We start from the raw sequence: 12561 nt of genomic DNA, 5'->3' as shown, positions 1-12561 counted from the left end.
CCTTCCTCACGCTTTTTTCATGTCGAAGGGCGTTATGAACTGGCCTTAACTACCTTCACAATGATTTTTTCCTGCCAAACGGCGTTATGAACGAGCCATAACTACCTTCTCCACGGTTTTTTCATGTCGAAGGTAGTTATGAGTACTCCGTAACTACCTTCCTTATTTATCATTCAACGCAACAACACCTGGTAAAGCTTTGCCTTCCATAAACTCTAGAGAAGCCCCGCCGCCTGTTGAAATATGGCTCATGCGGTCAGCAAGGAAGAACTTTTCAACCGCAGCGGCTGAATCTCCTCCGCCAATGACAGAATATGTTTCGTTAGCTTCTGCTAGCGTTTCCGCCACAGTTCTTGTTCCGTTAGCAAACTTAGACCACTCAAACACACCCATTGGTCCATTCCAAATGACTAGCTTAGAGCCATGAATAACATCGCTATATAGATCAGCTGTCTTTGGACCGATATCAAGAGCCATCCATCCTTCTGGAATCTCATTGATTTCTACCGTTTTAGCATTTGCATTTTGTGAAAATTCATCAGCTATTACCGCATCGATCGGCATATAAAATTTAACGCCCTTTTCCTCAGCCTTCTGCATAAAGGATTTGGCTAATTCAATTTTATCTTCTTCTAAAAGAGAGTTGCCGATTTCATGTCCTTTTGCTTTAACAAAAGTAAAAGCCAACCCGCCGCCAATAATTAAATTATCTACTTTATCAAGTAGATTTTCGATGACATCAATTTTATCCTTTACTTTCGCGCCACCAATAATGGCAGTGAAAGGACGTTCAGGATTCGATAAAGCCTTTCCAAGAACATTCAGTTCTTTTTCCATTAAAAGTCCTGATACTGCTGGCAGATAATGAGCAATTCCTTCAGTTGAAGCATGGGCGCGGTGAGCAGCACCGAACGCGTCATTGACGTAGATATCTGCTAATTCTGCAAAAGCTTTTGCCAGTTCAGGATCATTTTTTTCTTCGCCAGGATAGAAACGAACGTTTTCTAATAAAACTACACCGCCTTCTTCCATGGAGTTAATCAATTCCTTCACGGTGTCACCGTAAGCCTCGTCTGCTTTTTTCACATCTTTTCCTAGAAGCTCTGATAAGCGGTCTGCAACTGGATTCAGGCGTAACTCCTCAACTACTTTTCCTTTCGGCCGTCCAAGGTGGCTAGCTAAAATGACTTTAGCTCCTTGGTCCATTAAGTATTTAATCGTTGGAAGGGCTGCGCGGATTCGAGTTTCGTCTGTTACTTTGCCATCCGCCATCGGTACATTAAAGTCGACACGGCAAAAAACTCGTTTTCCTTGTAACTCCACATCTTTTACGCTCTTTTTGTTCATAGAAAAGGAACCTCCTCTTAGCAATGCTAGTCTATAAGGTAAAACTTATTATGTATTAAAAAACTGCCTATAAAAAAGAAGAGTGGTTTTATTCCCATCTCCTCTTTTCCCTCTATCATTATAGTCGTTTGTTATGTTAATTTCCAATATATTTAGGCACTTGCGTCCATTAACACTCTAGATTCCTTTTTGTGCAATATAATCAACTAGGTCTACCACTCTGTGGGAATAACCAGTTTCATTGTCGTACCAAGAAATTACTTTAATCATATTGCCTTCTAACACCATAGTTGAAAGGGCATCAATTGTAGATGAGCTTGGATCACCATTATAATCTCTAGAAACGAGAGGCAGTTCACTGTAGCTTAAGATACCCTTTAGTTCACCTTCAGAAGCTGCTTTAAATGCGGCATTTACTTCTTCAGCTGTTACTTCTTTTTCAAGCTCAGCTACTAAATCAACTAAGGATACGTTAGGAGTCGGAACGCGTACTGCACCTCCATTTAGTTTGCCCTTCAGTTCTGGTAGCACGAGAGATACTGCTTTTGCAGCCCCAGTCGTTGTTGGAATCATGTTTTCAGCAGCTGCGCGGGCACGGCGATAGTCCTTATGTGGCAGATCAAGAATTTGCTGATCATTTGTATAAGAGTGAATCGTTGTCATCATCCCACGTTTAATGCCAAATTTGTCATTTAAAACTTTCGCAAATGGGGCTAAGCAGTTTGTTGTACAAGATGCATTTGAAATCACATGGTGATTAGCAGGATCATACTTTTCATGGTTTACACCCATGACAATCGTGATATCCTCATTGGATGCAGGTGCAGAAATAATCACTTTTTTCGCACCAGCCTCTAAATGCTTCGCTGCGTCCTCACGTTTTGTAAATCGCCCTGTGGATTCAACAACCACTTCTACACCAAGGTCTCCCCAGCCAAGGTTTGCCGGATCTCGTTCTGCAATCACCTTAACTTTATGTCCGCCTACTACTAAGTATTCTCCATCAACTAGTACTTCTTCATTTAGTGTTCCATGAACAGAATCGTATTTTAAAAGATGTGCCAGCATATTCGCATCTGTTAAATCGTTAACTGCCACAATTTCTACATTTGGATTGTTTAAAGCTGCACGAAATACAACACGGCCTATTCTTCCGAAACCATTAATGCCAACTTTTACTGTCATGATAATTCCTCCCAAAATGTATTTATATATTTAAATTCTTCATTAACTCATTTGCAGCCCCTTCATCTGTTATAAGAACGGTAGATGATGGCGCTTGTTTCAAATAGGAGGCAATTGCTTTTGCCTTTGAAGCCCCTCCTGCGACAGCAAGGATATGGGGAATATGAATTAAGTCCTGAAGCTGAAGTCCAATGGTCTGTACTTTATGTACCACATGGCCGGCTTCATTAAAGTAATATCCAAATGCTTCTCCTACAGCCTGCTCTTTAACGATTAATTCCATGTCATTTTTACTTGTTTTTCGGCGTTCTGCCATTACTATAGCGTCTCCAATTCCATGTAAAACCATGCTGGCAGACTTGATTAATCCTAAGACCTCTTTTATTTCCGGCTCTCTTATCATGGTGCTGTACATCTCCTGGCTGACCTGATCAGGAACATAGAGAACTCTATGGCTAGAATTCGTTCTATCTGCCATTGCAGCACAAATCGTATTAGCTTGATTTTTTACATCCTCACCGATTCCACCTCTTGCCGGAACAAAAAGCAAATCAAATTCAGTAAACTCTGGTGTTAACCTATCAGCGACAGCAGCCATCGTTGAACCGCCGGTAACTGCGATAGAATCTTTTCTTTTGAGGTTTGATTTCATATAAGCAGCCGCTGCTCTGCCAAGCTCACTTTTTACCCATGGAGATTCTTCACTGTCGCCTGGCACAATAATAATTTTTTGAATGTTAAGCGTTTGATGAAGCTTATCCTCCATAGCCTGAATACCTGTTATGTCCCTCAATACTTCTCGGAGCTGATTAAGGAGATCTTTGCCATCGGAGGTCAAACTCATCCCTGCACTAGTGCTCACTAGCAGACTCTGGTCTTTTAAAAATTCAACCTCACTTCTTAGCACTCTTTCGGTCAAGTTAAGGCTAACAGCTAAACTCCTTCTCCCTACCGGCTCCATTAAGCCTATATAATGGAGGATTTGATACCTTTTTTGCATAATGGTCAGTAAATCGGGTAATAATCTTTTCTGAATATCGATAATCGAGTTCATTTTTTTGCCCCTTTACCTCCTATGGACATTATATGTCCCGCATAGTCATATTGTGTCCCACTTAGGATAAAAAAAATCACCCTTGCTCTAATTTTATTTTAGCAGGGGCAATCGAATAGTTCAACTATTCTTTAAGGGCTTCTTCTATCGTCCATTTATCAATTTGTCCGTATTGAACCTCGGATCCATCAATTTCAACAACAGGAATCATCAGTCCATATTTTTCAGTCAAATCATCACTCGTATCAATATCTATCTCTTTATAATGGAAATCCCATTCTTCTTTTAATTCCATAATAATCGACTTCGCTTTATCACATAAAGGACAGCGATTTCGTGTATAAAGCACTAGAGTACGTTTGTTCACCGCTCTTCTCCTTTTTCATCAATCATATCGTTTTCGCTTTGAGGAAGACGGGATTCCCAGCTGGTCCCGATACTTCGCTATCGTTCTTCTTGATACAACCATGCCTTCCTGGTCCTTCAACAGCTGCACTAATTCTTGATCAGACAAAGGCTTTTGTTTATTTTCGCCATCAATGAGCTGGCTTATAATTGTTTTTACTTGTTTTGAAGATGTATTTTCGTCAGAAGTCGTTTTAATCGTACTTGAGAAAAAGGATCTTAATTCTAAGGTGCCAAAAGGGGTTTGGGCATACTTTTCCCTAACAGCCCGGCTAACCGTTGACTCATGGATATCAAGCTCATCCGCAATCTCCTTCATGATCATCGGCTTTAAATAGGCAGGGCCTTTAATGAAAAATTCCTGCTGCTTCTCGACAATCTTCAAGGAAACCTTTGTTAATGTTTCTTTTCTCTGCTCGATGCTTCTCATAATCCAAAAATAATCCTGTTGATTATCCTGTAAAAAACGTTTAACCTGTTTATCTTTATTGGATGAAAATTTTTTAAAATAGTCATTATTAAAGCTAATTTTCGGCAAAGCTTCATCAAAGACACTTACAGAAAACGAGCTTCCATCCCAATCAATAATCACATCCGGAACAATATAGGCAGACTTCTCATGCTGAAAGGAAGCCGCCGGTCTTGGATTTAATGTTTGAATGAAATCAAAGACCTCTTGAATCTCTGACATCTTTACCCCAAGTTCTTTGGAGATGTCTCTCCACTTTTTGTCCGCAAAACTATTAAAATACTTTTCTATTATTTCTTCAGCCAAATCATTTCTTGGCTGTTTCCTTTTTAATTGCAAAAGAATGCATTCCTGCAGGTTCCGTGCGCCGATCCCAGCCGGCTCTACTCCCTGCAAAAGGGTAATGGCCTTATCAACTTCTTCCTCAGAGATCCGAAAACGGGCCGCCACCTCACTCATTTCCACTCGCAAGTAACCGTTTTCATCCAAGCACTCAATAAGATAATCAAAAACCTTTTCCCCGTTTTGAATCGAATGAACAAGCTTAAAGTCAAGCTGAGACTTAATATGTTCATCTAAATAAGGTTCTATTTTTCCAATCTGTTCAATCCAATGTTGTTTATCTTTTTCTATTTTTTTCTTAGCAGGCTTTGCTCGGTCAAAGCGGGGGTCCATCGCTTGAACGTTCCCTGTTTCAATTTGCAATAAAGGATTTTCCAATGCTTTATTCTCCAGAAATTCAGAAAGCTCCTGCGTATTATACTGCAACAAGGCAATTGCCTGAGTCAGTTCTTGAGTCATTGTTAACTTTAATGTTTGCTGCTGCCATAACCCAGCCTGTAACTTCATTTCACAACCCCCCCTTACCATTCTACAATAAGGAGGACGAATGGTGAATGGGAATATACTGGCTAAAGATGGGATTTGCACTAAAAAAGTCCTATTCCTAGTGAGTTAAACCTTGCTATGTCTTGAATTTTTAATATTTTCTGAACAGATCATTTTTAATAAAAAAAATTTTTCTAGGTTCATTGTGAAATTCATCATTCACACACTCGTGTTATACACTACAAAAATGGGGCTTCATAATAAATTAATTTTTGTACATATTAAAGGTATTCAATTTAAAATGCCCCTAAACTTTTTTTATATGATGCTTTTAGGCAGGTGGTCAAAATTATTCCAGAAGGTTCCAAACATTTCATTGCATATTTTTCAAACTTTTCCTATTTTGTAATCCATTTCAACAGCTTTTACTTCATGATGTTTTCTTTTGAACAAAGTGCACTAAAAATACTTAGTTTTTTGTACACTGTGACTGTTGAAGAGGAAATAAGAAAAATATATATTTAGTGATGTAGTAATAAAGGAGGAAATCGGAATATGGAACTACCTGTTAATATTTTGATGTGGCTAATGGCTGCAATACCTATAATAATACTTATTTTACTAATGGTGAAGTTCAATTGGGGGGCTGCAGAAGCTGCACCTATTGGACTCTTGGCTGCATTTATCATTTCCATCGTTTTTTATAAATCAGATCTGCAGCTATTAGGACTGGAAAGTGCAAAAGGTATATGGACTTCATTAACGGTCATTGTCATTATTTTGCCTGCCATTCTAATATATGAAGTAACTAGTGAGGCAAAGGCATTTGATTCAATCCGGAATGGGTTAAAAAAGTTCACGTCTAATGAACTTCTTCAAATTATGGCAATCGGTTGGGTGTTCGCCAGTTTTTTACAAGGAATCACTGGTTTCGGAGTACCAATAGCCGTTTGTGCTCCATTATTAGTTGGACTTGGTGTAAGACCCCTATGGGCTGTGGTCATTGCTTTATTAGGACAGGCATGGGGTAATACGTTCGGAACATTAGCCGTGGCTTGGGATGCATTAGTTTCCCAAACTGGTATTCAAGGCGGAACGGTAATTGAAGCGGCTGTCTGGGCTTCATTATTTATTTGGATTATTAATATCGCTACTGGTATCACTATCAGCTGGGTCTATGGCCGCTGGGCAGCTGTTAAAAAAGGATTGCCGGCCGTAATCATACTTTCCTTAATTCAAGGTGGAGGCCAAACAATTTTAGCACAAATGAATCCTGCATTAGCAGCTTTTATTCCATCATTACTGTCACTGGTTGCTATATTATTTATTGGCAAGCTGAAAATGTACAGAGAATCATGGAGTATTCAAGATAGTAAACTAATGGTTCGTCAAGAAGGAGATAACAAGAAAGAAGAAAATGTCTCCAAAGATCCACTTACCATGAATCAAGCATTTTTCCCTTTTTATGTATTAACCGCTATTACACTGATTGTTTTGCTTATCGGTCCTTTAAAGACATTTTTGAATCAGTGGCAATTAGGTCTAAGCTATCCTGAAACAACGACCGGCTATGGTATGGTGAATCATGGTTATGATCTATTTTCACCTGTCATGCCATTAACGAATTCCGGGTTATTCTTGCTTCTATCTGCTATCATCGGTTTTGTCTTTTTTAAGAGCAAAGGCAAAATTGAAAAAGGCGGAGGAACACGGGCTATTAGGAGAACAATTGAAAAAACGATTCCTTCCACGATCGCAGTAATCGCATTGATTATTATGTCTAAAATCATGGGTGGAACTGGACAAACAACTGAACTTGCTATGGGTACAGCCGGAGTTATGGGTCAGACTTATGTATTCCTAGCACCAGCAATTGGCGTTCTCGGGTCATTTATGACGAGCAGTAATATGTCTTCCAATATTTTATTTGGAGGATTCCAACAAGCGACTTCCTCGCTTTTACATTTAAATGAAGCAGCTATATTAGGGGCCCATACTGCAGGCGGTGCGATGGGATCAGTTTTATCACCAAGTAAGATCATTCTTGGTACAACAACTGCAGGAATCCTCGGTCAAGAAGGGCTCGTCCTTAAAAAGATTTTGCCTATTGCGATAGGTGTTGCTCTTTTGATAGGTATCATACTAACGATTACTACACTGTTTATTTAGGAAGGAGATAGTTCAACATGAGAGATTTTTTTGCAACTAAAGTAGGTCTTCAAACAATCGCATTTATTGTTACAATTGTTTCCTTTCCTTTTCTCTATGTGGGAGGCACCCAAGGCAACTCAAGTCTATTGAACATTGGAATAGTCTTAATGCTTGTAGGCATGTTGGCAGCGCCAGCCATAACATTCTTACATGGAAAAAAAGCGACAAAAAGAGACGGCTACAAAGGTGTTCAGAAGCTCGAAACGAGAGAGGAATAGACTTCTCACACGACCGTACGTCTAATATTCTACGCTCACTGCATGGGGGTATTTATCCCCCATATATAGTGAGCGTTTTTATTTTATTTCCATTGTGAAGTGTTGGCAGCCTGAAATTCTCTATAACAAAAAAAGTTCCTGTGTTTGAATAAAACCATCAAACATTGGAACTCATTTTTGATAATAACGCCCTCGGCATGGGTCGAACTAACAGTCAAAGCATTGATTTAATAAGGTTTTGTAGAGACAACGTATAATATATTGTGTTTGCGGTAAGCCCGTATACAAACATCGCATATAAAACAAATACACCTCCTGGTATGAACAACATATCAATTTAAGGGAGGTGCTTTTCATATGCCACAACAATAACTTACCATTATCCCCGTTACAATCCCAAAACGAAAATACTTCCACAAAAAACCCTACTTTCACGATGAAAAACGACACCACTGAAATTTCCTTCTTCAACGGACATTTGGATGCTTCGATTCTCTTAGCATTATAATGACTTAAACGTACCTTCATCAGAGTGGATTAACCAATGTGCAGGACCTACACGATACCATAAAGAATTAGTTAACTCACGAATTTCATAAACTTCATATGGGACAGCCTCATTATCGTGACGCCATTCTGTCATGCCACTTTGATGACCTGGATCAGATGGGAATGATTTAACATAATGAGTTTTTGGTGAGGTATAAATGCCAATCGCATTCTCATCTTCACTTTTAAGGTATTTATGAATTTTAGTAAATTTTACTTTTTCTTCATTATTGGTAATACAATGATTGGGTTGAGATGTAAAACAATATGCTCCACCATTAGTTATATAATGAACATCTAATTTTTGCCCTTTCTTTAGAACACCGACAATATTACTTGTAGAAGAAGCACTTCTATAAACATTTATATTTTCAGCTAATATTTCAACTTCTCCATAAACACGTGAACTATAGAATTGTTGATTATATGTTCGATCAAATGCAACATTCTCATCTAGACGTATATAATTACCTCCTACTCGCAAATAGCCTGAAGAAAGATGAGCATTTACTGAAACTGAATCTTCATTTACAAAATAACCAATTATCGTTTCACCATTATCATCATAATAAATCGGAACAAGATCTGTTAAAAGTTTCGCTTCTCCAATATTATTTTCGCTTTTATAGATATTTAAATGGTCAGACTTTATAGTCATAACATTTGGATTAAATCTCACCCATTCATTCAAACCTACTTGAAGCCATCCGTCTATGGTTAGACTTTTTAATGTATAGGATTTACCAGGTTCTAAGTAGTAAATAGTTTCAGTTGTTTTGTTTTCTACTACTTTTACATTTCCTGAATTCACTTGTAATTCCGACATCCCATAAATTGAATGATCTTGATTATAAGGAGCTACTAGTTGTTCGTAAGCAATATTATTTGTTTCTTCTAAAACAATTCCATCTTGAATTGTAATCTTTTGAAAACTACGATCAAATACCTCCCAAGTAGTTCCTTTAGCCAAGACTAATTCTTCTCCTGTTGACAAAGTGACAATGGTATCTTCTAGTATAGTAACTATTCCAGATGCATTATCACCTATCTTATTCGGTTCTAAATAATTAATCATTATTGTTTCTTCTAACGCTTCTTCCTCTTCATTTGAAACATCTTTATTGAAATCAACTGTATCAATATCCGCTGAGTATTTTTCAATGTTATTCGAATATTTTTTTGTATCGTTTGAAAAATAAGTCGTATGGGTTCCACCATTTGAACTATTTAATTGATTCCATATTAAAAACACTATAATTAAAGGCACTAACGTGCTAAATACCAGAATCCCTGTTTTTCTAGTTTTTCGCTCAATCTTGTCTTTAGCACGCGGTTCATCTAATTCAGCTGCTTTTTTATACCAAATGAAAGCTTCTTTTTTATCTTTTTTACCGATTACCCCTGTTTCATTCAGTAAGCCTATCTCAAACATTGATGATACATGGTTCATCGCAGCAGCTCTTTCCAACCAGCTAAGTGCCGTTACATAATTTTGTTCAACTCCAAAACCTTCCTGATAAAACTTTCCGATACGGTATAGTAAGTGCTCATTATAAGCGAAGTCTGAATCATACAATCGAAGATGTAACTCTACATATTCTTTTTCAGTTGCATTAAATTTATTTTCTTCAATTAAGGATATTAACTGAAAAATTGCTTGGCCATGCCCTGAAGTTGCAGCTATTTTTAAGCGTTCCAATGCAAGTTCTGTATTTTGTTTCGTGTGCTTACCTTCCAGATGATACATTGCGGACCGATAGTAATCATCTTCTGTTCCATTTGACAAATTTATCTCTGTTATATGGAAATCATAATAAGCGATTTGTTCCATATATTTTTCATTGATAGAACTAGGATTATCATCAATTTCTCCACTGCTAATCTTTTCATATAATACCGCGTATTCATATGATTCATAAAGGCCCATAATCTGTTCTGGATACTGAATCTTTATTGGCTTATATTGAATTGATGCATCCTTATCGCAATATTTAGTTACTGTTGCCGGAAGATATTCCGTATCTTCACGATAAACTAAATTATTCTGTTGAAATCGCACTAAAAAATTCTGTAGCACTTGGATAGCAGTCGCAACATACTTAGGCTCTTTAAGTTTTACAGAAAGATGCATATATTTCTCTACGGCATCTTCCAATTTCACAATGTTTATGCCATAAACAACTGGCTTATGTTTCGGTGCATGAGTTAAGGAAGTAAATAGCTTTGTATAATAAAAATGTTTTTGTTTATCATCAGTAATCGCTGAAATCTGTTGCGCAAGAATAGTGAAATGAATCAATTGAGAAGCCATTCCATATGAAATACCTTGAGTAAGTTTTTTTGCAATTTGCTTATTGCGACTAAAGTAACCAACTAATTTCCGACTAAGTTCTTCTGCTTTCTCATATTCATTTTGAGAAGTGCATTTTTGAATTTGTCTAAAAACATCTTCAGTTGCATTCTTAATATTTCGCTCCAATGCATTCGATATATCCAACATTAATAGTTGTTGTTCTTTATCAAATTTTTGATAGGAAAGTTTCAATGCTTGACTCTCTTCTTGAAGCTTTGTGGCGAGACCAGCGTAAATCTGACCTAACAGAAAGATTATTTTTCGTAATAATTTCATTATTTGTGCAAATATCACAGAAATTAACTCATCTTGAGTCTTTAAGAATTGTTCTAACTTTTTATCTTTACTATTATTTGAGCGGATAAAATGTCTCGTTACAATTCCCGCAAGAGGTCCGGCAACTGCAGTTGCTGCAAAACCCCCAATTAAACTAGCAATAGCCGTATCTTGAGATTGGCTTAATTCTTTTACATATGATTGATATGCATTTATGTAAGGAGCTATTTTTTCTGCAATAGGAGCTTTTAAATCATTTATCTCGTTCACTAGTTGCTGGAAATGCTTAGAATCAACTAAGAATCGTTCACTATTTTCATGAGTGTAGTTCGCAGTCAGGCGATAAAAACTTTGACGGTAGATTTTTTCTATTTCCTGCAGCTTGTAATCATCAAAAATTGAATCAATATTCGTAATAAAATTCGCTGGCGACACAAACTGCAGGTATGATTTTAAATGTTTTTTAGCATCTTGTTTAATCTTCGGCTCATAAGATGCAATTTCATTCATATAATCTTGGAATTGTTGAGTGAGCAACTTACCAATTTGCTCTACATTTTGGTTTAGTGTATAAACCATAGCATCTTTTAAGATAGGTGAACATTGTTCTAATGCCAAACTAGCATCTAAAATTATCTTTCTCTCTTTAATGATAGACAAAACTAGTTCCTCCTTTAAAACAATGTTAAAAAGCTATCTAAATAAGAATCAACCAAATCTATATCTAACAATTCTAATCCATCTAAACTTGCAATAGTATTTGTATCTATATTTTGAACTATTGAAACCTTTGGACCCAACGCTTGTGAGGAGGATGTTAACAGCATTGCATTGTTATACACATCAAATCCATCGTACGCATTGTCGAATACAAATGATGTACCCACTCCATCCTGTATTTCAGTGCCCATCTGCTCGATAAAGGTTGAGGAAATGTTTCCTCCTGGTGTTAAAAAATTTGTCATCCCCTTTGTTGAAAGTGTCGACCCAAGTAAATCCATATTTTCTGAGTATAGCAAATAATCTCCATTATTATGTATATCAGGCACTATGAAACCTTTAGTATTGCCATAATGATCACTAACAAGTAATTGGTCATTTACAAACGGGATTATGTTTATATTGTCACCATCGACCATTTGACCAAGCTTTTGTGCTGGGTATAGAAGCTTTAACGACTCCAATATTTACACCTCTTATTATTTATAAACTTTGTATAGTAAATTCTTCGCAACAGCCCATGTGGAGGCCATTCCCTTTGATGGTACTTTTTACATAATACTATTCTACTATAAAATCACCTTTTTGGTTGTTGAAATGTGTAAATTAATTAAAAACAAAATGCGGAAGTGGGATAAGCCGAGTGTTTTGTTTTACTTGATGTGAAAAAGACTGCGGTTATCCCCAGTCTTTTCACAATTACTTTATTTCAAATTGCTCCTTAGGAGCCTTTTCTTTAGTTGCGCGATCGTAGTGGTGACGGCTGTCCGTTGTTTCATGTAGAAGCCCTCCATAGAAATATTACGGAAGGTCAGTCAAGGGGCATCTCGGGGTGCTGTGCGTGGTATTTTCAACGGAAGAATAGCCGAAAATAAAAAACGCCCCTACGCTTAAAAAAGCGCAGAGGCATCGGTAATTTAAAAGTATTAATGACGCCCTCGGCAGG

Annotated in this window: 9 protein-coding genes; 2 read left to right on the top strand and 7 right to left on the bottom strand. The window is 37.3% G+C overall.

Annotation, left to right across the window (positions count from 1 at the left end):
- Positions 1 to 162: 162 nt before the first annotated feature.
- From V7122_RS02735 to rpoN, 5 genes are all read right to left on the bottom strand, one after another.
- A complete protein-coding gene (locus tag V7122_RS02735) occupies positions 163 to 1347 on the bottom strand; it encodes a phosphoglycerate kinase (RefSeq protein ID WP_335525748.1) in 1185 nt (394 codons plus the stop codon).
- A gap of 177 nt (positions 1348 to 1524) precedes the next feature.
- Positions 1525 to 2532, bottom strand: a complete 1008-nt coding sequence (gap, locus tag V7122_RS02730; RefSeq protein WP_335525747.1) for a type I glyceraldehyde-3-phosphate dehydrogenase — start codon at positions 2530 to 2532, stop codon at positions 1525 to 1527.
- Positions 2533 to 2554: 22 nt separating this feature from the next.
- Positions 2555 to 3586: a sugar-binding transcriptional regulator gene (locus V7122_RS02725; RefSeq protein ID WP_335525746.1), complete on the bottom strand. Its 1032-nt coding sequence runs from the start codon at positions 3584 to 3586 to the stop codon at positions 2555 to 2557.
- 124 nt (positions 3587 to 3710) lie between these two features.
- Positions 3711 to 3953 carry a glutaredoxin family protein gene (locus tag V7122_RS02720; RefSeq protein WP_335525745.1) on the bottom strand — a complete coding sequence of 81 codons (243 nt, stop codon included), beginning with the start codon at positions 3951 to 3953 and terminating at the stop codon, positions 3711 to 3713.
- A gap of 18 nt (positions 3954 to 3971) precedes the next feature.
- On the bottom strand, positions 3972 to 5309 hold the full coding sequence (rpoN, locus tag V7122_RS02715) for an RNA polymerase factor sigma-54 (protein ID WP_335525744.1): 1338 nt from the start codon (positions 5307 to 5309) through the stop codon (positions 3972 to 3974).
- Between the two features lie 534 nt (positions 5310 to 5843).
- Between rpoN and V7122_RS02710 the strand changes: the two genes are divergently transcribed.
- On the top strand, positions 5844 to 7457 hold the full coding sequence (locus tag V7122_RS02710) for an L-lactate permease (protein WP_335344044.1): 1614 nt from the start codon (positions 5844 to 5846) through the stop codon (positions 7455 to 7457).
- A gap of 17 nt (positions 7458 to 7474) precedes the next feature.
- Complete coding sequence (locus tag V7122_RS02705; RefSeq protein ID WP_335344045.1) at positions 7475 to 7717, top strand: hypothetical protein; 243 nt, start codon at positions 7475 to 7477, stop codon at positions 7715 to 7717.
- Between the two features lie 502 nt (positions 7718 to 8219).
- Here V7122_RS02705 and V7122_RS02700 read toward each other — a convergent pair.
- Both V7122_RS02700 and V7122_RS02695 read right to left on the bottom strand, forming a co-directional pair.
- Positions 8220 to 11555 carry a tetratricopeptide repeat protein gene (locus tag V7122_RS02700; protein WP_335525743.1) on the bottom strand — a complete coding sequence of 1112 codons (3336 nt, stop codon included), beginning with the start codon at positions 11553 to 11555 and terminating at the stop codon, positions 8220 to 8222.
- 14 nt (positions 11556 to 11569) lie between these two features.
- Positions 11570 to 12079: a hypothetical protein gene (locus V7122_RS02695; protein ID WP_335344047.1), complete on the bottom strand. Its 510-nt coding sequence runs from the start codon at positions 12077 to 12079 to the stop codon at positions 11570 to 11572.
- Between the last annotated feature and the right edge of the window lie 482 nt (positions 12080 to 12561).

The organism is Bacillus sp. JJ1532 (assembly GCF_036965085.1).
Lineage (GTDB): Bacteria > Bacillota > Bacilli > Bacillales > Cytobacillaceae > Cytobacillus.
The sequence above is the reverse complement of the archived record's forward strand: the minus strand, read 5'-3'. Positions and strand labels throughout refer to the sequence as shown.